Raw genomic sequence first — 26583 nt, 5'->3', positions numbered from 1 at the left:
TCCTAAAAAAGGAATTAGGCCTGGATGCCGGTGATCTTGATTTCAGTGAACCACTGGCGGTGGCCCTGACGCTTCATGTGGTGCTTGCGGCGGCGGAACTTGATGATGCGCACTTTGTCGTGACGACCGTGGGAAACCACTTCTGCGGTCACTTTCGCGCCTTCTACCACCGGCAGGCCGATCTTGACGTCATCGCCGTTGGCGACCAGCAGAACGCGATCCAGGTTGATCGCTTCGCCGGTGGCGACGTCGAGTTTCTCGACCTTGAGGAATTCGCCTTCGGTGACTTTGTATTGCTTGCCACCAGTAACAATTACTGCGTACATCTGGATGTCTCCGTTAGACCTGCTCACCCGACGCTTTATAGAAAGAGGAATCGGTCGGCATGGCTGCATGGGGCCGGAAAGGACGCCCGTGCAATTGCGTAAGGCAGGGTATGCCAGGGAAGTTCGGGGCCGCGATTGTACGCAAAGCGGTGTTCCGGATCAAGCCTCACGGGGCCTTGCCTTGACAGCCCTACCCCCGGCACCTAGCATGCCGCGCAATCTACGAGGAGCGCTGTCTTTGATGCAACCCCAGGCTTTCTATCGCGTGGTGGCGGACGACTTCACCGCCGTCGACGGCATTATCCGCCGCCAGCTCACTTCCCGCGTTCCCCTGGTGGAAAAGATCGGCGACTACATCATCTCCGCCGGCGGAAAGCGCCTGCGCCCGCTGCTGGTGCTGCTTTCGGGCAAGGCCCTGGGCTATTCGGGCGACGACCTGAAGCTGCTGGCCGCCACCATCGAGTTCCTGCACACCTCCACCCTGCTGCACGATGACGTGGTCGACGCCTCCGGCCTGCGCCGTGGCCGCGCTACCGCGAACGCCCAGTGGGGCAACGCGCCGAGCGTGCTGGTGGGCGACTTCCTCTATGCCCGCTCCTTCGAAATGATGGTCGAGCTCGGCTCCATGCCGGTGATGCGCATCATCTCCCAGGCCACCCGCGTCATCGCCGAAGGCGAAGTGCTGCAGCTGTCCAAGGTCCGCGACGCCAGCACCACCGAAGAAACCTACATGGAAGTCATCCGCGGCAAGACCGCGATGCTCTTCGAAGCCTCCACCCACAGCGCCGCGGCGCTGGCCGAGGCGCCGGCGGAACAGGCCGAGGCGCTGCGCCTGTTCGGTGACGCCCTGGGCATCGCCTTCCAGCTGGTGGACGACCTGCTCGACTATCGCGGCGACGCCGCCAGCCTGGGCAAGAACGTCGGCGACGACCTCGCCGAAGGCAAGCCCACCCTGCCGCTGATCGCCACCATGCGCGACGGCACGCCGGAACAGGCCGCACTGGTGCGCAAGGCCATCCAGCAGGGCGGCAGCCAGGATCTGGAAGGCATCCGCGCCGCCGTCGAAGCCGCTGGCGCCCTGGACTACACCGCCAATCTGGCCCGTGAGTACGCCGCCCGCGCCGTCGATTGCCTCAAGGCGCTGCCGGATAACGAATACCGCGCCGCGCTGACCGAGCTGGCCGAGTTCGCCGTCGCCCGCACGCACTGATCGGCACTGTTCGAAAAGCCCGCCCCGGCTCGCCGCGGCGGGCTTTTTATTGCTCGTCCGTTGACCGGGGGCAACGGATCATCGCCTGCGCAGGAAAATCTTCGATTGGGACTTGCTATTGAGATAATAAGAATTATTCTCAACAAAAGATTCGCACGGAGGAACTGCCATGACCTACATGATCGACGCCTGGCTGGATCGCCCGCATCCCTACCTGCGCATCCTGCATCGGGATACCGGGGAAGTCTGCGCGGTGCTGGAGGAAGATGCCCTGGAAGAATTGCGCGAACAGGGCGGCTTGGAACTCTCGGAGCTGTCCACCAGCGAACCGGGAGTGCTCAAGGAGCTGGTGCGCAACCTGTTCCTGTTCTGTTACGCCCGCGCGCTGCGCTGATACCACTGGGCGGCGCCGGATGCGCCGTCGCTGCTCCGCTGCCCGGGAAGCGGATGCACAAAGGGGCGCCGGAGCGCCCCTTCTTCTCCTGCGCAGTCGCCAGGGACGGCGCTGCGCAGCGAGCCTTCGGGTATCAGAGGATATCCAGCAGCTCGACGTCGAACACCAGCACGCTGTGCGGCGGGATGCTGCCGACGGCCTGGCCACCGTAGGCCAGTTCGCTCGGCACATGCAGGCGCCATTTGCTGCCGGCATTCATCAGTTGCAGGGCTTCGACCCAGCCGGCGATCACGCCGCCCACCGGGAATTCAGCCGGCTGGCCGCGCTCGTAGGAGCTGTCGAACACGGTGCCGTCGACCAGGGTACCGTGGTAATGGGTACGCACAGTGTCCTCGCGGGACGGCTTGGCGCCCTCGCCTGCCACCAGCACTTCGTACTGCAGGCCGGACGGCAGGACGGTCACGCCTTCGCGCTTGGCGTTGTCGACCAGGTACTCGCGGCCAACGGCGGCGGCGGCTTCGGCTTTCGCCTGGGCTTCGGCCTGCATGCGCTCGCGGATCACCTGGAAGCTGGCGGACAGAGCCTCGCCCGGCACGCGGCTTTCAGCGCCGGCGAAGGCGTCGGACAGACCGGCCAGGACGGCGTCGAGGGTCATGCCCGGAACCGGGTTCGAGCGCAGCTGGTCGCCCAGCTGACGGCCGATGCCGTAGCTGACGCGGGCTTCGTCGGTGGAAAGGTTGAGTTCGCTCATGGCGGCGCTCCGCTGGGGGTTCAAAAAAGGGCCGCCAGCCTAGCACAGATGATTCGCCGTCCCCACCGCCGCGGCCTAGTGCAGCGGGATGGGCACGCCGTCGCCGATATCGCGCTCGTCCTGCATGCCGACCATCTCGTCATGCACCACCGCATGCACCAGCTGGAACGGCACCGCCGGCACGGCATGCAGCAACTCGCGGGCATGGGCAACGGAACGCACGCTGAGCACATGCCCCATCACGTCCTGGATCGGATAGAAACGGCCACCCATCCGGGCTTCGAGCACATAGATATCGCCTTCCAGCGACACCAGGTTGATTTCGTCGATATCCCCGGCAAGGGAGCGGTTGGTCAGTTCCTCGAGGTTCATGGGGCACCTCCTGCACATGGCGTCATGCAAAAGTCTTGTACAGCTGTCCGCCACCGCAAGCCGGAAACGCAGCCGCCCGTCCGTTTCACAACGGCCGGGCGGCTGGGAGGGCCTTTCGGGATCAGTGCTCGTGGCGCGTGGCCTTGTCCAGATAGCCCATGGCGAAGGCCGAGAGAACGAAGGTGAGGTGGATGATCACGTACCACATCAGCTTGTTGTCTTCGATGTTGCGGGCGTCCATGAAAATGCGCAGCAGGTGGATCGAGGAAATCGCCACGATGGAGGCAGCCACCTTGTTCTTCAGCGAACTGGCGTCCATCTTGCCCAACCAGCTGAGCTTCTCCTTGCTCTCGTCGATGTCCAGCTGGGACACGAAGTTCTCGTAGCCGGAGAACATCACCATCACCAGCAGGCCGCCGACCAGCGCCATGTCGATCAACGACAGCAGCACCAGGATCAGGTCCGCCTCGGCAATCGTGAAGATGCTCGGCAGGATGTGGACGATTTCCTGGAAGAACTTGATGGTCAGGGCCAGCAGCGCCAGCGACAGGCCGATATAGATCGGCGCCAGCAGCCAACGGGCGGCGTACAGGGAGTTTTCGACGAAGCGTTCCATGGATCTCGCAGGGGTGTTAGGAAAAAGTCGAAGTATAGCGAAGGCAATTTCCGGGTCGCCCGGCAATTCTGTGGACAAATATGTCGGACGCCGCGGGATCGGCAGGCGGAAACCAGGCGCCATGAGCATCCGTTGCCTACGCGGCGTGCCGCATCAGGACTCCGGACGGAACTGATAATTCCCCAGATGACGGCTGCGCTCACCGTTCAGACGGCGCAACTCGGCTTGCAGGTGCAATTGCCAGATCGGCGGGTCGGAGGCTTCGATGTAGCCCTGCTGGGCCAGGCAATCGGAAATCGCCTCGAGCACGCCCTCGGCGACGAAGGGCCCGAAGAACGGGCCTTGCGCCTTGATGGCGGTGGGCTGTGCGCCGGACATGCCGGCCGCACACAGCAAGATCCAGAGTCCATTCTCTCCGGCCAGCGGCCTGATCGCGCATTCGATTCGCGTGGTCAGCCCCAGACAGGGGCGGATAAGGCAGAGGTTACGCGGCATGGCGGCACCCTCGCGGTGATCCTGAGTTCGAGACTACACCCAGGTTCCGACACGCGAAAGCGCCGTTTTATCCACGCCGGCTGTGGATAAGCATGTGAACTGCGCGGGGGCAGCAGCCCGTGAGCGCCGCCCCGCGCGGTGCGGAGGCGGCTGGTCAGGTTCTGCTCAGTCGGCGTCCTTCTTCTTGCGCGCCCGCTCCTTCTCCACCGGTGCCTTGGCTGCCTTGGCCTTTGCCACGGCCTCCTTGACCGGTTTTTCCTTCTCGTCCTCCTCCATTCCCAGTTCGGAGATTTCCTTCAGACGCTCGACCACACGGGCATTCACACTGCCTTTCGGGAAGTTGCCCTTGGCGTCCGGCGCACCGGCCGGCTCGCCGACCAGCAGGCTCAGCGCCTCGTCGGCCTGGCGGACGGCGTAGATGTTGAACTGGCCGTTGCGCACCGCCTGCAGCACGCGTTCGTCCAGCATCAGGGTGCTGACGTTGGAGCGCGGGATGATCACCCCCTGTTCACCGGTCAGGCCACGGGCCTCGCAGAGACGGAAGAAGCCTTCGATCTTCTCGTTGACCCCGCCGACCGCCTGCACCTCGCCGAACTGGTTGATCGAGCCGGTGATGGCGAAGCACTGCCGCAGCGGCGTGCGCGACAGTGCGGAGATCAGCGTGCAGACCTCGCCCAGCGAGGCGCTGTCACCGTCCACGTAACCGTAGGACTGCTCCAGGGCGATGCTCGCGGAAATCTCCAGGGGGAACTCCTGGGCATAGCGGCTGCCAAGGTAGCCGGTGAGAATCATCACGCCCTTGGAGTGGATCGGCTGGCCGAGGCTCACCTCGCGCTCGATGTCGACGATACCGCTGCCGCCCGGGTAGACGGTGGCGGAAATCCGCGCCGGCACGCCGAAGGCCGAGTCACCGACTTCCAGCACCGTCAGGCCGTTGCACTTGCCGACGGCGGCGCCTTCGGTATCGATCAGGATGATGCCGGCCAGCATGTCGTCGAGAATGCGTCCGGAGACCCGACCGGTACGGGTTTCCTTGGCTTTCAGGGCACGTTCGATGTGGCCCAGGTCGGTGACCTCCTCGTTCGCCAGCTGGCGGATGAAGTCCGCCTCGCTGACCAGCTGGAACAGGTCGCTGATACGCGCCGACAGGCGACCCTGGTGCTCGGCCAGGCGCGCACTGTAGGTCGCCAGGCGGGCAACGGCGGCGCTGGTCAGCGGCGCCAGGCCCTCCTCCGAGGTGCGGGTTTTCAGCAATTGGGCGAACTGTTCGAGGCTGTCCTCGCCCAGCGGGATGTCCTCGTCGAAGTCCACCAGGACGCGGAACATCTCCTGGAAGTCCGGGTCCAGGTCCTGCAGCGTGTAATAGATCTGCCGCGAACCGATGATGATCACCTTGATGTTCAGCGGGATCACCTGGGGCGTCAGGCTCATGGCCGCCAGGCGGCCCAGCTCGGCGAGCGGCGACTCCATCTTCAGCTGACGCGAATGCAGCGCGCGCTTGAGCGCATCCCAGACGAAGGGCTCGCTGAGCAGCTTCTCCGCTTCCAGCACCAGGAAGCCGCCATTGGCGCGGTGCAGCGCACCCGGACGCAACTGGCGGTAGCTGGTGTACAGCGCGCCCTGGTCGGAGGCGTACTCGATGCGACCGAACAGGTTGTCGTAGGTCGGATGCGATTCGAAGATCACCGGCGCGCCACTGGTGGAGTGGTGGCCGATCACCTGGTTGGGCGCGTACTGCTCTTCCAGGCTCTGCTTGCGTTGCGGGTCGGTGCGCTCGGCGTCCACCAGCTGGTCGACCACGGTCTTCAGCAGGTTGAGCTGCATGGCCTGCAGATAGGCGCTGACACCGGAGTTGTTGTTGTACTTCTCCACCAGAGGCGCCAGCAGCGGCTGCAGCGCCAGGGTGATGGTTTCCTCGTTGAGCTGGCGCAGCTGGTTGCTGGACTCGCGCTTCCACTGCGGCAGGCTGGCCAGTTCCTCGTTGAGGTGTTCTTCCAGGGTGGCGATGTCGGCGTGGAAGCGCTCGCGCTCGGCCTCCGGAAGCTGGGCGAACTCCGCCTCGTCCAGCGCCTTGCCTTCGCTCATCGGGGTGAAGGCGATGTTGGCGCTGTCGCGGTACAGCGCGACGTCCTTCTCCAGCGCCAGGCGCTCGACGGTGTCCAGGGCCTTGTCGTAGCGCTGGTTGAAGGCGCGGTCGATAGCGCTCTTCTTCTGCTGGTAGGCCGGGCTTTCGAATACCGAGGGGAAGGTGGAGAGCAGGTTGTCGATCAGATGATCGAGATCGGCACCGAAGTCCGCCGCGCTGCCTGGTGGCAGTTCGATGGCGCGCGGCTCGCGGGATTCGTCGAAGTTGTTGACGTAGACCCAGTCCGCCGGCGTGGGCAGACGCTTGCCTTCGGCCTTCAGGTAGCGCTGCACGAACGAGAAGCGGCCGGTGCCCGGCTCGCCCATGACGAACACGTTGTACCCCGGACGCGGCATCGCCACGCCGAACTGCAAGGCCTCCACCGCGCGCTCCTGGCCAAGCACGCCGAGGAAGGGCTCCAGTTCGTCGGTGGTGGTGAAGGGGAATTGTTCGGGGGAGAAGGGACGGGTCAGTTCATCGGGCGCCAGGCGCAGGCCTGCAGCAACGGAATCGGGCATCGGAAGTCCTTGCTTCGAGCGGCGCAAGGCCGCGGAGAGTTGTCCGCATTCTCGCGCCGCCCGCGCGCCACTGGCAAGGCAGTATTGGTGACAGTTCAGCCCACTTCATCGGCGCAGCGCAGACAGTGCTCCGCCGCCGGCAGCGCTTGCAGGCGGCGCGCCTCGATCGGCTCTCCGCAGCGCGCGCAGACGCCGTAGGTGCCGTCCGCCAGGCGCAGGCGCGCCAGCCCGACCAGGCGCATGCCCGCCTCCGCTTCCGCCAGCAGCGCGCGCAGGACGTCGTCGTTCTGCCGCTGCTGGGCCTGCTCGGCGAAGTCCGGCGAATGGGTCCGGCCGAGATCGCGACGAATCGCCTCGGCACGCCGGGAATACTCCGCCGCCAGCTGATCCAGCCTCGGACGCGGATCGAAATCGGCCATGGCGACCTCCTCGAAAAGGGAACTCCTTCAAGTGTGGCCCGTTCCAAGCCAACCGCCGCTGATGCCGATCAATAACCTGCCGGCTGGCGGCAAGCAGCCGGAATGCGCCGCACAGGTTCGAACCGGTTTCCTTGACACCCAGGGTTCATTCCTAAAAGCTTCAGGCGGCGCTGTTTGCTGTCAGCGACACCTGCCCGTATTCGAGAAAAGAGAGAAAAACGATGAAAAGGATTCTGATCGGTACCCTCCTCGCCACCGCCTCCCTCAGTGCCCTGGCCGACGCTCCCGGTAGCGACGGTTGCGGCTGGGGCAACATGCTCTTCAAGGGCCAGCGCGGCACCGCTACCCACGTCCTGGCCGCCACCACCAACGGCACTAGCGGCAACAACACCTTCGGCATGACCACCGGCACCAACGGCTGCCACACCAATGGCGCCCTGACCTACGGCGGCAAGCCGATGATCGTGCTGAGCAGCATGATGGACGAGCTGTCCGAAGACATGGCCAAGGGTAACGGCGAAGCTCTGACCACCTATGCCGTAGTCCTGGGCGTTGCCCCGCAGGATCGCGCCCACTTCGCGCAAGTGACCCACGAGCACTTCGCTCAGATCTTCGACAAGTCCAACGTCACCGCGGAAGACGTGTACGCCAACACCCAGGCTGTCCTGAAACAGGACGCCCAGCTGGCCAAGTACGCCGAACAGGCCTGACGGCCGCTCGCGAGCCCACCGCCACGGTGGGCTCACTCCCTCTCTTGCAGTAGCCCCCGATGCCCAAACGCCTGTTGCCCTGGATGGCGCTGTGCGCCTGCACCTCACTGTTCGCCGCACCACAGATCGCCCCGCAGCGCCTGCAGGCCCTGGCCAGCGAACCCTACTGGCTCGCCCTGGGGCACTACGAACACGCCCGTCTGGGCGGCTGGCGCAGTTTCGTCGACGACCCGAAGTTCTTCCTCGCCGACGATGGCGAGCAGCATCCGGACGCCGAACTGGCCGCCACCGTGAAGGCGCTCTACGCCCCGGCCAACCTGGGCGACAAACACGCCCAGTGCGTCTATCCCGCGCGCACCCGCTGGCTGCGCCAGCAGCTGCAACTCGACGATCTGCCGCCCGTGGACTGCCAGGAGTACAAGACCTGGTACGCCGACATCAATCCGCACAGCGCGGTGCTGGTGTTCCCGGCGGCCTACCTGAACAGCCCGTCCTCGATGTTCGGCCACACCCTGCTGCGCATCGACCAGGCCGATGTCGACTCCGACAACACCGCCCTGCTGAGCTACGCGCTGAACTTCGGCGCCTACATCGAAGGCATGGACAACAGCATCCTCTACGCCTGGAAGGGCCTGATGGGCGGCTACCCCGGCCTGTTCGCGCTGGTGCCGTACCGCGAGAAGCTCTCCGAATACAGCCGGCTGGAGAACCGCGACCTCTGGGAATACCGCCTCAATCTCACGCCCGAAGAGACCGGGCGGATGGTCGAGCACGTCTGGGAACTCAAGCAGGTCCGCTTCAAGTACTACTTCTTCGACGAGAACTGCTCATTCCGCCTGCTGGAGCTGCTGGAAATCGCCCGCCCCGGCACCGAGCTCACCGACCAGTTCCCGCTTACCGCCATCCCCACCGACACCGTGCGCGCGGTGAAGAATGCCGGGATGATCGAGCGGATCGACTACCGCCCCTCCCGCGAGCGTGAACTGCTCGCTCGCGGCGCCCCGCTGAGCCACGACGAAAAGCTCCTGGCACGCCAGCTGGCAGACGACGACAGGCTGCTCGACAGCCCCGGATTCAAGGCCCTGCCCGCCGACCGGCAAGCGCTGGTACAGGACACCGCCTTCCGCCTGCTGCGCTACCGCGCCACCGGCCAGGAGCGGGACAACGCCACCGCCTCGCGCAGCTATGCCCTGCTCAAGGCGATCAACCAGAATCCGCCGCCGGCCCTGACCGTGGAGCGCCCCGGCCAGCCGGAAGACGGCCACGAGTCGCGCACCTGGCAACTCGGCGCCGGCAACCGCGATGGCGAAGCCTTCGCCCAGTACGGCCTGCGCATGGCCTACCACGACCTCGCCGACAACCAGTACGGCTTCCCCCTCGGCGCACAGATCGAACTCGGCCAGCTGAAGCTGCGCCAATACGAAGGCAACCGCTGGCAGTTGCAGCAACTGGACCTGGTCACCATTCGCTCGATGACGCCGCGCAACGAACTGCTGCAGCCGCTTTCCTGGCAGGTTTCCGGCGGCTGGGAGCGGGTGCTCGGCAAGCACAGCGACAACGACCACGACACCCTGGTCGGCCACCTCAATGGCGGCGCCGGCGGCAGCTGGAAGCTGACCGATGACCTGCAGGCCTATGCGCTGGGTACCGCGCGGATCGAGAACAACCAGGACTTCGCCGCGACCATCGCCCCGGCGCTGGGCTTCGACACCGGCCTGCTATGGAGCAACCCGCTGGGCAACCTGACCGTCGAAGCCAAGGGCGACTACTTCCACAACGGCGAAGTGCGCCGCAACCTGAGCTTCGGCCAGCAGGTGGAGTTGGGCCGCAACCTCGGCCTGCGCCTGTCGGCCCAGCGCGAGTTCAGCCAACTGGCCACGCCGGTCAACGAAGTGATGCTGGAGCTGCGCTGGTACCACTACTGAGCCTGGAGGTTCCGGCGCACAATGGGGAGTCGCGTGAACGCCGGAACCCCTGATGAACAGCAAGACCTACCAACTGCTGGAAGTTGCCAAAAGCAAGCCGATCAAGCTCTGGACCCAGGGCGTACCGGTCGAGGAAGACGCTCGCCAGCAATTGATGAACACCGCGAAGATGCCCTTCATCTTCAAGCACCTGGCCGTGATGCCGGACGTGCACCTGGGCAAGGGCTCGACCATCGGCAGCGTGATCCCGACCAAGGGCGCCATCATCCCTGCCGCCGTGGGCGTGGATATCGGCTGCGGGATGATCGCGGCACGTACCTCGCTGATGGCCGCCGACCTGCCGGACAACCTGCACCGCCTGCGCACGGCCATCGAAAAGGCCGTGCCCCACGGCAAGACCTTCGGCCGCCGCGACCAGGGCGCCTGGGAGCATGTGCCGGATCACGCCGATGACGCGTGGAGGGCGCTGGCCGGCCGCTTCAAGGCGATCACCGCCAAGTACCCTAAGCTGGAGAAAACCAACAACCGCCACCACCTGGGGACCCTCGGCACCGGCAACCATTTCATCGAAGTCTGCCTCGACGAGGCAGACCGCGTCTGGTTCATGCTGCACAGCGGGTCACGCGGCGTGGGCAACGCCATCGGCAACCTGTTCATCGAACTGGCCCAGGCGGACATGCGCCAGCACATCACCAACCTGCCGGACCGCGACCTGGCGTACTTCGAGGAGGGCAGCCGGCACTTCGACGACTATGTGGAAGCCGTGGGCTGGGCCCAGGATTTTGCCCGGCAAAACCGCGAGCTGATGATGCGCGCGGTGATCGCCGCGGCACGGCAGGTGATCCGCAAGCCGTTCGAGGCCAGCCTGGAAGCGGTGAACTGCCACCACAACTACGTGCAGAAGGAACGCCACTTCGGTGAAGAGGTGCTGGTGACGCGCAAGGGCGCGGTGTCCGCACAGAAGGGCCAGCTCGGCATCATTCCGGGGTCGATGGGTGCCAAGAGCTTCATCGTCCGCGGACTGGGCAACGAGGAGGCGTTCTGCTCGTGCAGCCACGGTGCCGGCCGGACCATGAGCCGGACGCGCGCGAAGAAGCTGTTCACCGTGGCGGACCAGGTGCGCGCCACCGCCCATGTCGAGTGCCGCAAGGACAAGGACGTGATCGATGAGATCCCGATGGCCTACAAGGACATCGACGCCGTGATGGCCGCCCAGCGCGATCTGGTGGAAGTGCTGCATACCCTGCGCCAGGTGGTGTGCGTGAAGGGGTGAGGCGGAAATCATCGGACGAAAAGACCGCAATACATCGCGATCACACCGGCTTGACGCTTTCCTCACGCCCCGCCACCTAGATTGCCAGCATGCCACCCGGTCGGTGGCATGCCTTTCTGTCCGGCGTGTGCGCCCGCCTTTCGGCACACGGGAGTTCCCATGGCGCCCCGCGCCATCTTCATCCTGCTTCTGCTCGCACCGCTGGCCGGCTGCGAGACCACCCACCAGATGCTCATCGCCCAGGGCTACCCGCCCGCCTACGCCGACGGCTTCGACGACGGTTGCGGAAGTGGGCGTCAGGCGGCGGGCGCCATCACCGGCGAGTTCCGCAAGAACGTGCCGCGCTACCTGGCGGACAAGCAGTACGCCCTGGGCTGGAGCGATGGTTTCCAGCAATGCCAGGGCCAGTACGTCAGCCAGGAACGCCAGCACTACGAGTCGCAGCGGCAAAGCGATCGTGACCACGAGTGGGAGCAGGAGAAGGACCGCGTGCTGGGACGCGCCCTGCGCGGCGAGTGAAGTGGCGCTATCGCAAATGCCGAGCCGTAGGAGCGGACTCCGTCCGCGATGCTCTTTCGCTTGGGCTATCGCGGACGAAGTCCGCTTCTACGAGAACAAGACATCCTTAAACGAAAAACGGGCCCATCGGGCCCGTTTTTTCATGCTGCCAGGGAGATCAGACCACGCCCTGGGCCAGCATGGCGTCGGCGACTTTCACGAAGCCGGCGATGTTGGCGCCCTTCACGTAGTTGATCCGGCCATTCTCTTCGCCGTAGGAGACGCAGGCATGGTGGATGTTCTGCATGATGCTGTGCAGACGCTGATCCACCTCACCGGCGGTCCACGCCAGGCGCATGGAGTTCTGGCTCATTTCCAGACCGCTGGTGGCCACGCCGCCGGCGTTGGATGCCTTGCCCGGCGCATAAAGGACGCCGGCCTCGATGAAGATATCCACAGCCTCCAGGGTCGACGGCATGTTGGCGCCTTCGGCGACGCAGATGCAGCCGTTGGCCAGCAGGGTGCGTGCATCGTTGGCGTCCAGCTCGTTCTGGGTGGCGCAGGGCAGCGCGATGTCGCAGGCGAGCGCCCACGGACGCTGGCCGGCCAGGAAGCGCAGGCCGGGACCGGTCATTTCGCTGAGGCGGCCGCGACGGACGTTCTTCAGCTCCATGACTTCTTCCCACTGTTCCAGGGTCAGCCCGGCTTCGGCGAACAGGGTGCCTTCGGAGTCGGACAGCGAGATCACCTTGCCGCCCAGTTCCATCACTTTCTGCGCCGCATACTGGGCGACGTTGCCGGAACCGGAGATCGCCACGCGCTGGCCGTCGAAACCGCTGTTGCGTGCCTTGAGCATTTCCTGGGCGAAGTACACGCAGCCGTAGCCGGTGGCTTCCGGACGGATCAGGCTGCCGCCGTAGGCCAGGCCCTTGCCGGTCAGTACCGAGGTGAACTCGTTGGACAGGCGCTTGTACTGGCCGAACAGGTAGCCGATCTCACGGGCGCCCACGCCAATGTCGCCGGCCGGCACGTCGAGGTCTGCGCCGACGTGGCGGAACAGTTCGCTCATGAACGACTGGCAGAAGCGCATGACTTCGGCATCGCTCTTGCCCTTGGGGTCGAAGTCCGAGCCGCCCTTGCCGCCGCCCATGGGCAGCGAGGTCAGGGAGTTCTTGAATACCTGCTCGAAGGCCAGGAACTTGAGCACGCCCAGGTTCACCGACGGGTGGAAGCGCAGGCCGCCCTTGTATGGGCCGATGGCACTGCTCATCTGCACGCGGAAGCCACGGTTGACTCGTACGCGCCCGGCGTCATCGACCCACGGCACGCGGAACAGGATCGCGCGTTCGGGTTCGACGATGCGCTCGACGATGCCAGCCTGCAGGTAATGCGGGTTGGCTTCGAGGAACGGCCAGAGGGAGCGCAGCACCTCTTCCACCGCCTGGTGGAACTCGGGCTGATCGGGGTCGCGCCGCTTGAGGCGCTCGAGGAAGGAGTCAACGGATTGCGTCATGTCTACACCGGTACTTTTCTGGTTATGTGATGCTTTTTGCCGGCAGACTCTAACAAGCTGAAACGCACACAGATAGTGCAAGGTGACGCTTTTCTGAATCTTTTTGGTGCAAAAATATAAATTGCATCCTTGCCGGAATGGCAGAAAAACAGATTTTTGTATACAAAATCAATAGGGAATTACACCAATCCATTTCCGCCATCAGGATGCCCCGATGATCCTCCGTCCCATCGCAGTCCTCGCCACGCTCGCCTGCTGCCTCGCCTTGCCAGCCCAGGCGGCCATGAAGCTGGACAACTTCACCCAGTCCGGGCCACTGCTGGTGGCCGACACCTTCGACAGCGAGACCCTCCACAAATCGGACTTCAACACCGATGACCTCAAGCGCATGACCCGGCAGCTCGAAGCGCAGCAGCGTACTCTGGAGGACCAGGCGCGGCTGATCGACAAGCTGGAGCGTCGCCTGGATGAGCAACAGCGCGCACTGGACGATCTCAAGCGCAGCCGTTGAAGCATCGGATGGGAAAAACGCGGAAATGAAAACGGGGCCCGAAGGCCCCGTTCTCGTCAGGAAGCGGCTTACGCCAGCTTCTTGTAACGCACGCGGTGCGGCTGCGAGGCAGCGTCGCCCAGGCGTTTTTTACGATCGGCTTCGAACTCGGTGTAGTTGCCTTCGAAGAAGGTCACCTTGCCGTCGTCCTCGTAGGAGAGGATGTGGGTGGCGATACGGTCCAGGAACCAGCGATCGTGGGAAATCACGATGGCGGCGCCGGGGAAGTCCAGCAGCGCTTCTTCCAGCGCACGCAGGGTTTCCACGTCGAGGTCGTTGGACGGTTCGTCGAGCAGCAGCACGTTGCCGCCCTGCTTCAGGGTCAGGGCCAGGTGCAGGCGGCCGCGCTCACCACCGGAGAGGTCCTTGACGAACTTCTGCTGGTCGCCGCCCTTGAAGTTGAAGCGGCCGACATAGCTGCGCGACGGGACTTCGTAGTTGCCAATCTTGATCTGCTCGAAGCCGTCGGAAACCTGCTCCCAGACGGTCTTGTTGCCTTCGAGGATCTCGCGGCTCTGGTCGACGCTGGCGATCTGCACGGTTTCGCCGATCTCGATGGTGCCCGAGTCCGGTTGTTCCTTGCCGGTCAGCATGCGGAACAGGGTGGATTTACCCGCACCGTTGCCGCCGATCACGCCGACGATGGCGCCCTTGGGAATGCTCAGCGACAGGTTGTCGATCAGCACGCGCTCGCCGTAGCCCTTGGTGACATTGTGCAGCTCGATGACCTTGTCGCCCAGGCGCGGACCGGCCGGGATGTAGATCTCGTTGGTCTCGCTGCGCTTCTGGAATTCCTGCGATTGCAGTTCCTCGAAGCGCTGCAGGCGGGCCTTGGACTTGGCCTGGCGGCCCTTGGCGCCCTGGCGCACCCATTCCAGTTCGGCCTTCATGGCCTTGGCGTGGGAGGCTTCCTGCTTGGCTTCCTGGGCCAGGCGGTTGGCCTTGGATTCCAGCCAGCCGGAGTAGTTGCCCTCGAACGGGATGCCGTGGCCACGGTCCAGTTCCAGGATCCAGCCGGCGACGTTGTCCAGGAAATAGCGGTCGTGGGTGATCGCGACTACAGTGCCCGGGAAGTCATGGAGGAAGTGTTCCAGCCAGGCGACGGAGTCGGCGTCCAGGTGGTTGGTCGGTTCGTCCAGCAGCAGCATGTCCGGAGCAGACAGCAGCAGGCGGCACAGGGCCACGCGGCGCTTTTCACCACCGGAGAGGTGCTCGATCTTCGCGTCCCACGGCGGCAGGCGCAGGGCGTCGGCGGCGACTTCCAGCTGACGCTCCAGGTTGTGGCCGTCGGAAGCCTGGAGGATGGCTTCCAGCTTGGCCTGTTCGGCGGCCAGGGCGTCGAAGTCGGCGTCCGGCTCGGCGTAGGCGGCATAGACTTCGTCCAGGCGGGCCTGGGCCTGCTTGATCTGGCCTACGGCTTCTTCGACGATGTCACGCACGGTGGCCTGCGGATCGAGCTTGGGCTCCTGCGGCAGGTAACCGACGTTGATGCCGGGCATCGGGCGGGCTTCACCTTCGATCTCGGTGTCGACGCCAGCCATGATGCGCAGCAGGGTGGATTTACCCGCGCCGTTCAGGCCGAGCACGCCGATCTTGGCGCCGGGGAAGAACGACAGGGAGATGTCCTTGAGGATTTCACGCTTGGGCGGTACGACTTTACCGACCCGATGCATGGTGTAGACGTATTGAGCCATGGATACCTGACTTCTGGGATGAATAGTGATCGGAATGGGCCGGAACACACTGCCACAGGTTCCGGATCGCCGGCGCTGCTGGCCGGATACGGTGGAGCGCCTCCACCGGCGGGCGCGAAGGGCCGGTTCGGGGACTTCGCGCGAATCGTGGCGCGGGCTTTTCACCCGCGCGCGTGCGGCAAAGCTACCGGAATGGGCCGGGAAGGGCAAACGACGCTCGTCGGCCGTACTGGCACATCGCCGCACTTCCGGGCATCCTAACCATGCCGAATTCCGCCGTATCGCCGCCAGGTAACAGGTCCTTGTCTACAACTCCCCGTTCGTCCCCGGACTCCCTGGCCAAGACTGGCCGCGTGGCGAGCCGGACCGCCCTGTTGCTGCTGGTGCTGCTGATGCTCGGCCTGCTGGCCTGGCAGCTGCATCAGGAGTTCCGCAGCCAGGAGCGCTTCGAGCGCGAGCGGGTGGTGCTGCACGGCGAGCAGCTGGCCCAGCGCATCTCGCTGACCCTGGAGCTCAAGGCCATGGCCGCCCAGGCCCTGCTCCAGCAGCGCGACGACCGTGGCGACGTCGACGGCGAACCCGCCCTGATCAATGGCCTGCGCCGGATCTACCCCTCCTTCCACAGCCTCGTCCGCCTGGACAGCAACGGCCTGCCACGGCGCGACTCCGCCATCGGTTTCAAAGACGCGGCCTTCATCGTCGCCCTGCGCGAGCGCGGTGGCCAGCAGACCTACCACTACGCCTTCAGCGAAGAAAACGGCGGCGTCTTCTACATCTGGCTGCGCGCCACGGTGGAGGGCGAAGGCGACAGCATCATCCGCCTCGACGAACGCCTCGCCCGCCGCAGCTGGAGCGCGCAGCTGCGGCCGGACGCGCCGCCGTGGATCCTCGAAGACCAGGTACGGCAGAAGGTCCTCGGCCGCTCCAGTGGTTCCCGGCCGGGCCCGCTTGCCGCCGCCTCGCCGCTGGAACAGGCACAGAGTCTCGCCGGACTGCCGATCCAGAACACCGACTGGCAACTGCACCCGTTGTTCGATGCGCAGCGCGTGCGCACCACGCTGCTACCGCGACTGGTCGGGGAACTGGCGCTGCTGCTGTTGCTCGCGGGCGTCACCGGCGCCGCCCTGTTGCGCCTGCAGCGCGAGCAGCAGAACCTGCGCGCGCTGACCGCCGACTCCCAGCAGCGCCTGCGCCAGGCCGCCCAGGCGCTGGGCGCCATCGACGAGCGGGTGGTGGTGACCCGCGCCGACGGCCGCCTGGCCTACCTCAATCCGCAGGCCGAGCAGCTGTTCGGCATCCAGGCCGAGCAGGCCGCCAACCATCACCTGCTGGAACTCCTGCCGGGGCTGGGCGCACAGCTCAACGGCGACAGTCCCTTGCCCGACAGCGGCGGTACCGAGCTGGTCCGGGTCAACCACACCGGGCAGGCACGCCTGTTCGCGGTCAGCCGCCGCCCGCTGGACGATCATCCCCTCGCCCCGGAACTGCCGTGGACGCTGCGCGGCAACCTGCCCCACGGCGGTCAGGTCTGGGTGCTGCGCGACGTCACCGAGGAGCAGCAGGCGCTGCATATCCTCGAAGAGACACGACGGCGCTACCAGGACATCTTCGACGGCGTCGGCGTCGCTCTCTGCGTGCTAGACCTGTCGGCGCTGCGGCAGCGTCTGGTGGACCTCAACCTGCGCCGGAAAAACGACCTGCAGGAGTGGATCGCCTCGCAACCCGATCGCCTGCCCGCGCTGCTGCGCGAAGTGCGCATCACCGAGATCAACAACGTCGCCAAGCGCCTGATGGGCGTCAGCACCACCGAACAGGCCTGGCAGATCCTCATCGGCAGCGCCGGCATGCGCCCGGACGGCGTGCGCAGCAAGGTGCTCGACGCGGTAATGGCCGGCCACGGCATGATCGAGCTGGAAGCCTGCATCCAGACGCGCCAGGGCGAGCAGCGCCACCTCTGGCTGCAATTGCGCGTGCCGGAGATGATCCAGGACTTCCACGCGGTCACCCTGAGCCTCTCCGACATCACCTCGCGCAAGCAGGTCGAACTGTCCCTGGTGGAGCGCGAGAAGTTCTGGTCCGACGCGGTACGCGCGGTGCCCGATACCCTGTACATCCACGACATCGCCGCGCGCCGGGTGATCTTCAGCAACCACAACCTCGGCTACCAGCTGGGCTACAACACCGACGAGCTGCGCCAGATGGGCGAGCGCTTCTGGGAAAAGGTCCTGCACCCGGACGATGTCGAATACTACTGGCGCATACGCAACCTGCAGCAGGTGGTGGGCGATGGCCTGCTGCTGGACAGCCAGTTGCGCTGGCGCCACCGCGACGGCAGCTGGCACTGGTTCGATATCCGCGAACAGGCCCTCACCCGCGATGCCGGTGGCCGCGTGGCACGCCTGATCGGTGTGGCCAAGGACATCACCGACACCGTCGAGGCGTACAACTCCCTGCGTGAGAGCGGCCGCCGCTACCGCATGCTGGCCGAAAGCATCAGCGACGTGATCGTCTCCACCGACGCCCAGGTCAAGCTCAACTACGTCAGCCCGTCGATCCAGCAGGTGTTCGGCTACAGCGCCGAATGGGTACTGCAGCACGGTTTCCAGCAGGTCGCCGCCAACCCGGCGCAACTGGAGCGGCTCAGCACGCTGCTGGATCGCCTGCACGACGCCATCGGCGAACCGACGCGCCTCGCCGAACTGCGCGAGAGCATCAAGCCGCAGCTGTTCACCCTCGACTGCATCCACGCCGACGGCCACAAGATTCCCGTGGAGCTGCGCATCGCCCTGATGTGGGACGACCACGGCGGCTTCGAGGGCCTGCTCGGCGTCGCCCGCGACATCAGCCAGCAGCGCCGCGCCGAGCGCGAGATGCGCATGGCCGCCACGGTATTCGAGCACTCCACGGCGGCGATCATCGTCACCGACCCGGTCGGCTACATCGTGCAGGTCAACGACTCCTTCACCCGCGTCACCGGCTATCGGAGCGAGGAAGTGCTGGACCAGCTGCCGCGGATGCTCACCGCCGACCGCCAGGAAGCCAACCAGCTCAAGCACGTGCTCGACAGCCTGCGCAAGAGCGGCAGCTGGGAAGGCGAGATACTGCAGAAGCGCAAGAACGGCGAGCTGTACCCATCCTGGGTCGGCATCACTGCCGTGCACGACGAGGAAGGCGATCTGGTCAGCTTCGTCTGCTTCTTCAGCGACATCAGCGAGCGCAAGGCCAGCGAGCGGCGCATCCACCGCCTGGCCTACTATGACGCCCTGACCCACCTGCCCAACCGCACGCTGTTCCAGGACCGCCTGCACACCGCGCTTCTGCAGGCCGAACGGCACCAGCAGTGGGTGGTGCTGATGTTCCTCGACCTGGACCGCTTCAAGCCGATCAACGACTCCCTCGGCCACGCCGCCGGCGACCGCATGCTCAAGGAAGTGGCCGAGCGCCTGAGCCACTGCGTCAGCGACGACGACACCGTGGCGCGCATGGGCGGCGACGAGTTCACCCTGCTGCTGCCCGGCCAGGGCGACCGGGAGCGCGCGCTGCGGCAGGCGATCCAGGTGGCCGAGCAGATCCTCGCCAGCCTCGCCCGCCCCTTCACCCTCGAAGGCCGCGAGTTCTTCGTCACCGCCAGCATCGGCGTGGCGCTCTCGCCGCAGGACGGCGCCGAGCTCAGCCAGCTGATGAAGAACGCCGATACGGCGATGTACCACGCCAAGGAAATGGGCAAGAACAACTTCCAGTTCTACCAGGCCGAGATGAACGCCCGCGCCCTGGAGCGCCTGGAACTGGAAAGCGACCTGCGCCGCGCCATCGAGCAGGAAGAGTTCATCCTCCATTACCAGCCGCAGTTCACCGGCGACGGCCGCCGCCTGACCGGTGCCGAGGCGCTGCTGCGCTGGCAGCATCCCAAGCGCGGGCTGATCCCGCCGACGGAGTTCGTTCCGGTGCTGGAGGAGCTCGGCCTGGTGGCCCAGGTCGGCGACTGGCTGCTGGAGCAGGCCTGCCTGCAACTTCGGGCCTGGCACCGCGACAAGGTGCGGGTGCCGAAGATCTCGGTGAACCTCTCCGCCCGGCAGTTCGCCGACGGCCAGTTGGGCGAGCGCATCGCCAGCATCCTCCGCGACACCGGCATTCCGCCGGCGTGCCTGGAGCTGGAGCTGACCGAGAGCATCCTGATGAGCGATGTGTCCCAGGCCATGCAGATCCTCCGCGGGTTGAAGCGCCTGGGCCTGGCGATTGCGGTGGACGACTTCGGCACCGGCTACTCGTCGCTCAACTACCTCAAGCAGTTCCCCATCGACGTGCTGAAGATCGACCGCAGCTTCGTCGACGGCCTGCCCCACGGCGAGCAGGACGCACAGATCGCCCGTGCCATCATCGCCATGGCCCACAGCCTGAACCTGATGGTGATCGCCGAGGGCGTGGAGAGCCATGAGCAGCTGGAGTTCCTGCGCGAGCACGGCTGCGACGAGGTGCAGGGCTTCCTCTTCGGCCGCCCGGTGCCGCCCGAGCAGTTCGCGGCGCTGTTTGCCAGCAATGCCATCTTCCTGCTGGGCTGACCGCGCATCCGCGCGATGCCTGGCTATGCGTAGGAGCGGACTCCGTCCGCGATGTGCCACCGGCCGGATCGGAGTTGCCGGGAAGCGATCGCGGACGGAGTCCGCTCCTACGCCCGCCCTACCCTGAGTGCCAGAGCGCGCTCAATTCCGCCGCGATCCTGGCCTTGAACCCCGCTTGTCAGCCACATGACCGCCTTTCATGTGCCAGCCCCGCCACCTTGGGTTAGAATGCGCGCCTTTCCCAGCACCCGATCCTTAAGAGGACCGCCATGTTCAGCCGTGATTTGACCCTCGCCCGCTACGATGCCGAACTCTTCGCCGCGATGGAGCAGGAAGCCCAGCGCCAGGAAGAGCACATCGAGCTCATCGCCTCCGAGAACTACACCAGCCCGGCGGTGATGGAAGCCCAGGGTTCGGTGCTGACCAACAAGTACGCCGAAGGCTACCCGGGCAAGCGCTACTACGGTGGTTGCGAGTACGTCGACGTCGTCGAGCAACTGGCCATCGACCGCGCCAAGCAGCTGTTCGGCGCCGACTACGCCAACGTCCAGCCGCACGCCGGCTCCCAGGCCAACTCCGCCGTCTACCTGGCCCTGCTCAATGCCGGTGACACCATCCTGGGCATGAGCCTGGCCCACGGCGGTCACCTGACCCACGGCGCCAGCGTTTCCTCCTCCGGCAAGCTGTACAACGCCATCCAGTACGGCATCGACGCCAACGGCCTGATCGACTACGACGAAGTCGAGCGCCTGGCCGTCGAGCACAAGCCGAAGATGATCGTCGCCGGCTTCTCCGCCTACTCCCAGGTGCTGGACTTCGCCCGCTTCCGCGCCATCGCCGACAAGGTCGGTGCCTACCTGTTCGTCGACATGGCCCACGTGGCCGGTCTGGTCGCCGCTGGCGTCTACCCGAACCCGGTGCCGTTCGCCGACGTGGTCACCACCACCACCCACAAGACCCTGCGCGGCCCGCGCGGCGGCCTGATCCTCGCTCGCAAGAACGAAGAGATCGAGAAGAAGCTGAACTCCGCCGTCTTCCCGGGTGCCCAGGGTGGCCCGCTGGAGCACGTGATCGCCGCCAAGGCCGTGTGCTTCAAGGAAGCCCTGCAGCCCGAGTTCAAGGCCTACCAGCAGCAGGTCCTGAAGAACGCCCAGACCATGGCCAGCGTGTTCATCGAGCGCGGCTTCGACGTGGTTTCCGGCGGTACCCAGAACCACCTGTTCCTGCTGTCCCTGATCAAGCAGGACATCACCGGTAAGGACGCCGACGCCGCCCTGGGTCGCGCCTTCATCACCGTGAACAAGAACAGCGTGCCGAACGACCCGCGCTCCCCGTTCGTCACCTCCGGCCTGCGCATCGGCACCCCGGCTGTCACCACCCGTGGTTTCAAGGAAGCCGAGTGCCGCGAGCTGGCCGGCTGGATCTGCGACATCCTGACCAACATGGGCGACGAGTCCGTAGTGGACAGCGTGCGCGAGAAGGTCAAGGCCATCTGCACCAAGTTCCCGGTATACGGCGCCTAAGCCCGAACCGCGAACCGCACGACGAAAAAGCCCGGCAGATGCCGGGCTTTTTCATGTCTGCCTTCCGCAGGGATCAGGCTGAACCTGTAGGAGCGAGGGGGGACGCCATCGTTATTGCTCGCGAACGGATTCCAGCCAGGCTCCTGCGTTGTGCGGTTCGCGAGCAAGCTCGCTCCTACAAAAGCCGGAAGGCCGTCCTACCTTTATTACGGCTGCCCGCCTGACTGCTGCTCCGGTTGCACCGGGGTATCGCGCAACTCATTCAGCCGCCGTACCAGCGTCTCGGCTTCCGCCTGGCTTGCGAAACCCTTGAGCATCACCTGCCCGTCGGTCACCACCCGCGTCACCTTGGGCAATAGACGCAATTGCCCGTCGATGACCACCGCCAGGGCCTTGCCCTGCTCTTCCTGGGTCAGCCTGGCCAGGCGCTGGCTGGCGTCCGGGGTGAACAGCACGCGCACCGCCGGCTTGCCATCGGCCACGCTGGCCAGTTCGGCGCGCTGCACGTCCTGCTGGGTCAGCGCGGGATGGGTTGCCACCAGCACGGCCTTGCCTTGCGGGTCCGCCAGGGTGCGGGTGCTGGCCGTAGGCTGCTCGGCCAAGGCATGCACATCGAACGTATGTTGCGGCGCCGACGGCGGAGCACCGGCGCAGGCGGCCAGCAGCGTGGTGAAAAGGAACGGTATCGAGCGTTTCATCGAATGCGAATCAGGCAGAAGGGCCCGTCGGGCCAGGGTCATAGAGAGTCAGACCACCTTCGTGGCACAAGTTGCACTCCCTTGGTCGGCACCCGCTACTATGCTGGATGACGAACGGATGCTGGCGGTCCGGTCAGAAATTCTCCGGCGCAGGACGAGCTGGTATCATGCGCGCCTTTTGCCGGCCACAAGAAAGGCGCAGGGCCCACCTGGGCATGCACCTTGCTTTTCCCGGCCAGAACGATAACGGCGCAAGAGCGTCACGGGGAGCCAAACATGCTGGAAAAGCTGTTCCAACTCAAGGCGCACAACACCAATGTGCGCACCGAGATCCTGGCGGGTATCACCACCTTCCTGACCATGGCCTACATCCTCTTCGTCAACCCGAGCATTCTCGGCGAGACGGGCATGGACAAGGGCGCGATCTTCGTCGCCACCTGCCTGGCGGCGGCCATCGGCTCTGCCATCATGGGCCTGATCGCCAACTACCCGATCGCCCTGGCGCCCGGCATGGGCCTGAACGCCTTCTTCACCTACACCGTGGTGCTGCACATGGGCCACACCTGGCAGGTGGCGCTCGGTGCGGTGTTCCTCTCCGCGTGCATGTTCTTCATCATTTCGATCTTCCGCATCCGCGAATGGATCATCAACAGCATCCCGCTGGCGCTGCGCTCGGCGATCGCCGCGGGCATCGGCCTGTTCCTCGCGCTGATCGCGCTGAAGGAATCGGGCATCGTCGTCGCCAACGCCGCCACCCTGGTGGGCATGGGTGACCTGGCCAAGCCCGAGCCGCTGCTGGCGATCCTTGGCTTCATCCTGATCGTCGCTCTGGAAGCCCGCCGCGTGACCGGTGCGGTGATGATCGGCATCCTGGTGGTGACCTTCATCGCCATCGCCCTGGGCGTATCCAAGTTCGGCGGCGTGGTGTCGATGCCGCCGTCGCTGGCGCCGACCTTCCTGCAACTGGACATCAAGGGCGCCCTGGACATCGGCCTGACCAGCGTGATCTTCGCCTTCCTCTTCGTCGACCTGTTCGACAACTCCGGCACCCTGATCGGCGTGGCCAAGCGCGCCGGCCTGATGGGCAAGGACGGACACATGCCGAAGATGGGCCGCGCCCTGATCGCCGACAGCACCGCCGCCATGTTCGGCTCGCTGCTGGGCACCTCCACCACCACCAGCTACATCGAATCGGCCGCGGGCGTTTCCGCCGGCGGCCGCACCGGCCTGACCGCCCTCGTGGTCGCCTTACTGTTCCTGCTGGCGCTGTTCTTCGCCCCGCTGGCGGGTAACGTCCCGGCCTTCGCCACCGCACCGGCGCTGTTCTTCGTCGCTGTGCTGATGGCCTCGGGCCTGGCCGAAATCGACTGGGACGACCTGACCGTCGCCGCACCCGTGGTGGTCACCGCCCTGGCCATGCCGCTGACCTTCTCCATCGCCAACGGCATCGCCTTCGGTTTCATCACCTGGACCGCCTGCAAACTGCTGTCCGGCCGCTTCCGCGAGCTGAACCCGGCGCTGGTGATCCTGTCGGTTCTGTTTGTGATCAAGCTGGGCTGGTACAACGCCTGATTTTTCTTTCGCGGCATGGGTATCGCTGCGCTCCACCCATCCTACAAGTGGCACTGATGTAGGATGGCGTGGAGCGAAGCGATACCCATCAAATGCCGCCGCCTCCACACGAGTTACCCGCCCCATGAGCAGTCCGCGTTTCGACCCTTCCCAATACGACAGCCAACTGGCCGACAAGGCCGCCCGCCTGCGCGAGCTGCTGGCGCCCTTCGCCGCGCCGGAACCGGAGGTGTTCGACTCGCCCCGCGAGCACTACCGCCTGCGCGCCGAGTTCCGCCTGTGGCGCGAAGGCGAAGCGCGCCACTACGCGATGTTCGAGCAGGGCGACAAGCACACGCCGATCCTGATCGAGCAGTTCCCCATCGCCAGCCAGCGCATCAACGAGCTGATGCCGCGCCTGAAGGCCGCCTGGGCCGAGCCGACCCTGGGCCACAAGCTGTTCCAGGTGGAATTCCTCACCACCCTGGCGGGCGACGCGCTGATCACCCTCTGCTACCACCGCCCGGTGGACGCTGCCTGGCAGGCTGCCGCCGAGAAGCTGGCCGCCGAACTGGGCGTGAGCATCGTCGGCCGCTCGCGCGGCAAGCGTCTGGTGGTGGGCCGTGACTATGTGAATGAAGCGCTGACCGTCGCCGGCCGCACCTTCCGCTACCGTCAGCCGGAGGGCGCCTTCACCCAGCCCAACGGCGAGGTCTGCCAGAAGATGCTCAACTGGGCCTACGAAGCCCTGGGCCAGCGCGAAGACGACCTGCTGGAGCTGTACTGCGGCAACGGAAACTTCACCCTGCCGCTGGCGACCCGCGCGCGCAAGGTGCTGGCCACCGAGATCAGCAAGACCTCGGTGAACGCCGCCCTGGCGAACCTGGCCGACAACGCCGTGGACAACGTGACGCTGGTGCGCCTCTCCGCCGAGGAGCTGACCCAGGCGCTGAATGACGTGCGCCCGTTCCGCCGCCTGGCCGACGTCGACCTGAAGTCCTACGCCTTCGGCAGCGTGTTCGTCGACCCGCCGCGCGCCGGCATGGACCCGGACACCTGCGAGCTGACCCGGCGCTTCGACAACATCCTGTACATCTCCTGCAACCCGGAGACCCTGGCGCAGAACATCGCCCAGCTGCACGACACCCACCGGGTGAGCCGCTGCGCCCTGTTCGATCAGTTCCCCTACACGCACCACATGGAAGCCGGCGTGCTGCTGACCCGCCGCTGATCAGGCAACGCCCAACCAAGAGTTGGGCGGCGTCCTGCGTTCAACGGGCTAGGCTAAGGGCACAATAACCCGAGTACCGCCCATGCCCCGCCTGATCCTGCCCCTGCTGCTTCTCCTGCTGGCCGGCTGCGCCAGCGACCCCGCCACCGTCAGCGTGTCGCCGAACGCCGACGGCCACCAGAGCACCTTCTTCATCCAGGCCCTGGACGCGCCGGGGCAACGCGAGGATCTCGAAGACCGCTTCGACCTCGGCGTGCGCCGGGCGCTGGAGGCCAAGGGGTATCGCTACCAGGAAAGTTCGGGGGAACTGCGGGTGATCTACCTGTTCGGGCTCGATAACCAGTCCGGGATCGTCCAGCGCCCGGTGTCGACCTCGGCGGGGGTGATCACCCAGACGCAGATCACCGACTCCGCAGAGGCCCGGCTGGCCCTGCGGATTCTCGACGAAGCCTCAGGCGAGGTGCTGTTGCAGGCCCAGGGTGCGCGCCAGCTGCACGATCCGTCCCTGACCCAACAGGTATTCGACGACGCCATCGCGCGGCTGTTGAAGGATTTCCCCGCGCACGCCGGACACTGAATATCAGCTGTAGTTGGACGGCGACTTGCGGACGAACTTGATGCTGTACTTGAAGTCGGCCTTGCGCGTGACGCTGATGGCGCGGCGGGTCACGGTGTCGATGGTGACGTTCCAGTAACCGGTGCTGGGCACCTTGATCTTCGCCGGGAAACGGTCGAACGCGCCGCCGTGGTAGGCATGGCGGCCGCCGTTCTTGAAGCTGCGGAAGTTGGCATCGGTCATCAGGCGGATGTTGCAGGTCATGGAGCACTCGATGACCACCAGATCGCCTTCGTTCAGGTGTTCACGTTGATGTACGAACTTCATCTTTGGCCCCGCACCGGTTCTTCCGCAAAATCAATACGATAGCATGACACGCGGGGTAACCCGGCATTCCGGGTGCGTTGGGCTACCCCGCTCATCCGGACACCGTCCGCGTGGCAGGGAATTTCCGGGGCTCAGAGGCCCTCGAAATCCGCCCGGTGCTCTTCCGGCTCGTCGGGCTCCTTGCTGGACGACGTCGGTGGAGTCCGGTTGCGCGACTGCCGCTCCAGCCAGTAGAGGGCGAGGATCGCCAGCGCGGAAATCGCTCCGCGATAGACCACGCCGGCCAGCTGCGCGTCCACCTCCATGCCGCCTTCGGTCCAGGCGATCAGCAGGCGCGACAGGGTCAGTGTGAGCTGCACGAGGATCACCAGGATCAACGCCGGGCGCACCAGCAGGCGGCGGCGCAGGGCGAACACCAGGAACAGCGCGAGGGCGAACTGGTGCCCGCCGTAGAACACCCGGGCATCGCTCACAGAGGAAGGCTCCATCAGCAACATACCGCTGAGGTTGGCCATTTCGTAGGGGCGAATCCAATACAGCAGCCCCAGACCACCCCACACCAGGGCCTGTAGCAGCAGGACGAGACGGGCGAAGAGCATGCTCTTTCTCCTTGGCCGAATAGCCATTCCAGCGCGTCCGCAGCTGCGACCCAGCGCCGCGGATGCATGAGCGATCAGCTAGAGACCCCGGAAGACGCGGCAAGTTCGGGACCTCCGTCATATATAGATACAGCTGGCCGATGGGGCGGT

General features: G+C 65.5%; 24 protein-coding genes. 12 read left to right on the top strand and 12 right to left on the bottom strand.

Going from position 1 to position 26583, the window contains the following annotated elements; all coding sequences use genetic code 11:
• Nucleotides 1-14: 14 nt before the first annotated feature.
• Entirely contained in the window at nt 15-326 is a 312-nt protein-coding gene (rplU, locus tag J5M67_RS23595) for a 50S ribosomal protein L21 (protein WP_017521623.1), read from the bottom strand.
• Between the two features lie 241 nt (nt 327-567).
• Between rplU and J5M67_RS23590 the strand changes: the two genes are divergently transcribed.
• Together J5M67_RS23590 and J5M67_RS23585 are read left to right on the top strand one after the other, a co-directional pair.
• Nucleotides 568-1536 (top strand): polyprenyl synthetase family protein, encoded by a 969-nt coding sequence (locus tag J5M67_RS23590; RefSeq protein ID WP_207887844.1) that lies wholly within the window; start codon nt 568-570, stop codon nt 1534-1536.
• Nucleotides 1537-1705: 169 nt separating this feature from the next.
• Nucleotides 1706-1930: a hypothetical protein gene (locus J5M67_RS23585; RefSeq protein WP_207887842.1), complete on the top strand. Its 225-nt coding sequence runs from the start codon at nt 1706-1708 to the stop codon at nt 1928-1930.
• A 133-nt stretch (nt 1931-2063) separates the two neighbouring features.
• Here J5M67_RS23585 and J5M67_RS23580 read toward each other — a convergent pair whose 3' ends face one another.
• From J5M67_RS23580 to J5M67_RS23555, 6 genes are all read right to left on the bottom strand, one after another.
• The gene (locus tag J5M67_RS23580; protein WP_207887840.1) at nt 2064-2681 is read right to left on the bottom strand and encodes an FKBP-type peptidyl-prolyl cis-trans isomerase; all 618 of its coding nucleotides are present in this window, start codon (nt 2679-2681) and stop codon (nt 2064-2066) included.
• A gap of 75 nt (nt 2682-2756) precedes the next feature.
• Nucleotides 2757-3053, bottom strand: a complete 297-nt coding sequence (locus J5M67_RS23575; protein WP_207887838.1) for a DUF6482 family protein — start codon at nt 3051-3053, stop codon at nt 2757-2759.
• A 121-nt stretch (nt 3054-3174) separates the two neighbouring features.
• Nucleotides 3175-3669: a TIGR00645 family protein gene (locus tag J5M67_RS23570; protein ID WP_207887836.1), complete on the bottom strand. Its 495-nt coding sequence runs from the start codon at nt 3667-3669 to the stop codon at nt 3175-3177.
• A 153-nt stretch (nt 3670-3822) separates the two neighbouring features.
• Nucleotides 3823-4164, bottom strand: coding sequence for a hypothetical protein (locus J5M67_RS23565; RefSeq protein ID WP_207887834.1), 342 nt, complete (start codon nt 4162-4164; stop codon nt 3823-3825).
• 165 nt (nt 4165-4329) lie between these two features.
• Nucleotides 4330-6807, bottom strand: coding sequence for a Lon protease family protein (locus J5M67_RS23560; protein WP_207887832.1), 2478 nt, complete (start codon nt 6805-6807; stop codon nt 4330-4332).
• Nucleotides 6808-6902: 95 nt separating this feature from the next.
• Nucleotides 6903-7226 (bottom strand): TraR/DksA family transcriptional regulator, encoded by a 324-nt coding sequence (locus J5M67_RS23555; RefSeq protein ID WP_207887830.1) that lies wholly within the window; start codon nt 7224-7226, stop codon nt 6903-6905.
• A gap of 221 nt (nt 7227-7447) precedes the next feature.
• On the opposite strand from J5M67_RS23555, the gene J5M67_RS23550 reads away from it, so the two are divergent.
• The 4 genes from J5M67_RS23550 to J5M67_RS23535 all read left to right on the top strand — a co-directional run bounded on the left by J5M67_RS23550 (nt 7448) and on the right by J5M67_RS23535 (nt 11653).
• Nucleotides 7448-7936, top strand: coding sequence for a DUF3015 domain-containing protein (locus tag J5M67_RS23550; RefSeq protein ID WP_207887828.1), 489 nt, complete (start codon nt 7448-7450; stop codon nt 7934-7936).
• 59 nt (nt 7937-7995) lie between these two features.
• Nucleotides 7996-9861, top strand: a complete 1866-nt coding sequence (locus tag J5M67_RS23545; RefSeq protein ID WP_207887826.1) for a DUF4105 domain-containing protein — start codon at nt 7996-7998, stop codon at nt 9859-9861.
• 52 nt (nt 9862-9913) lie between these two features.
• Nucleotides 9914-11134: an RtcB family protein gene (locus J5M67_RS23540; RefSeq protein WP_207887824.1), complete on the top strand. Its 1221-nt coding sequence runs from the start codon at nt 9914-9916 to the stop codon at nt 11132-11134.
• A 159-nt stretch (nt 11135-11293) separates the two neighbouring features.
• Nucleotides 11294-11653, top strand: a complete 360-nt coding sequence (locus tag J5M67_RS23535) for a hypothetical protein (protein WP_207887823.1) — start codon at nt 11294-11296, stop codon at nt 11651-11653.
• A 157-nt stretch (nt 11654-11810) separates the two neighbouring features.
• Here the strand turns inward: J5M67_RS23535 and gdhA are convergent, their stop codons facing one another.
• The gene (gene gdhA / locus J5M67_RS23530) at nt 11811-13145 is read right to left on the bottom strand and encodes an NADP-specific glutamate dehydrogenase (RefSeq protein WP_207887821.1); all 1335 of its coding nucleotides are present in this window, start codon (nt 13143-13145) and stop codon (nt 11811-11813) included.
• A gap of 214 nt (nt 13146-13359) precedes the next feature.
• Here gdhA and J5M67_RS23525 point away from each other — a divergent pair, with 214 nt between their 5' ends.
• Nucleotides 13360-13656 carry a hypothetical protein gene (locus J5M67_RS23525; RefSeq protein ID WP_243434849.1) on the top strand — a complete coding sequence of 99 codons (297 nt, stop codon included), beginning with the start codon at nt 13360-13362 and terminating at the stop codon, nt 13654-13656.
• Nucleotides 13657-13724: 68 nt separating this feature from the next.
• Here J5M67_RS23525 and ettA read toward each other — a convergent pair whose 3' ends face one another.
• A complete protein-coding gene (gene ettA / locus J5M67_RS23520) occupies nt 13725-15389 on the bottom strand; it encodes an energy-dependent translational throttle protein EttA (protein ID WP_207887819.1) in 1665 nt (554 codons plus the stop codon).
• A gap of 392 nt (nt 15390-15781) precedes the next feature.
• Here ettA and J5M67_RS23515 point away from each other — a divergent pair, with 392 nt between their 5' ends.
• Both J5M67_RS23515 and glyA read left to right on the top strand, forming a co-directional pair.
• A complete protein-coding gene (locus J5M67_RS23515) occupies nt 15782-19948 on the top strand; it encodes an EAL domain-containing protein (RefSeq protein ID WP_207887883.1) in 4167 nt (1388 codons plus the stop codon).
• A 269-nt stretch (nt 19949-20217) separates the two neighbouring features.
• Entirely contained in the window at nt 20218-21471 is a 1254-nt protein-coding gene (gene glyA / locus J5M67_RS23510) for a serine hydroxymethyltransferase (protein WP_207887817.1), read from the top strand.
• Between the two features lie 206 nt (nt 21472-21677).
• On the opposite strand, the gene J5M67_RS23505 is transcribed toward glyA, so the two are convergent.
• Complete coding sequence (locus J5M67_RS23505; RefSeq protein WP_207887815.1) at nt 21678-22169, bottom strand: hypothetical protein; 492 nt, start codon at nt 22167-22169, stop codon at nt 21678-21680.
• 276 nt (nt 22170-22445) lie between these two features.
• Here J5M67_RS23505 and J5M67_RS23500 point away from each other — a divergent pair, with 276 nt between their 5' ends.
• The 3 genes from J5M67_RS23500 to J5M67_RS23490 all read left to right on the top strand — a co-directional run bounded on the left by J5M67_RS23500 (nt 22446) and on the right by J5M67_RS23490 (nt 25528).
• Entirely contained in the window at nt 22446-23741 is a 1296-nt protein-coding gene (locus tag J5M67_RS23500) for an NCS2 family permease (RefSeq protein WP_207887813.1), read from the top strand.
• Between the two features lie 124 nt (nt 23742-23865).
• A complete protein-coding gene (gene trmA / locus J5M67_RS23495) occupies nt 23866-24951 on the top strand; it encodes a tRNA (uridine(54)-C5)-methyltransferase TrmA (protein WP_207887811.1) in 1086 nt (361 codons plus the stop codon).
• Nucleotides 24952-25033: 82 nt separating this feature from the next.
• Nucleotides 25034-25528: a DUF4136 domain-containing protein gene (locus J5M67_RS23490; protein WP_207887809.1), complete on the top strand. Its 495-nt coding sequence runs from the start codon at nt 25034-25036 to the stop codon at nt 25526-25528.
• A 3-nt stretch (nt 25529-25531) separates the two neighbouring features.
• On the opposite strand, the gene J5M67_RS23485 is transcribed toward J5M67_RS23490, so the two are convergent.
• Nucleotides 25532-25834 (bottom strand): DUF1883 domain-containing protein, encoded by a 303-nt coding sequence (locus J5M67_RS23485; protein WP_152220377.1) that lies wholly within the window; start codon nt 25832-25834, stop codon nt 25532-25534.
• 131 nt (nt 25835-25965) lie between these two features.
• Entirely contained in the window at nt 25966-26433 is a 468-nt protein-coding gene (locus J5M67_RS23480) for a DUF4345 family protein (RefSeq protein ID WP_207887807.1), read from the bottom strand.
• Between the last annotated feature and the right edge of the window lie 150 nt (nt 26434-26583).

Source organism: Pseudomonas sp. 30_B (assembly GCF_017491605.1).
Taxonomy (GTDB): Bacteria; Pseudomonadota; Gammaproteobacteria; order Pseudomonadales; family Pseudomonadaceae; genus Pseudomonas.
Note: the sequence above shows the minus strand (reverse complement) of the source record. Positions and strands in the feature narration are given on the sequence as shown.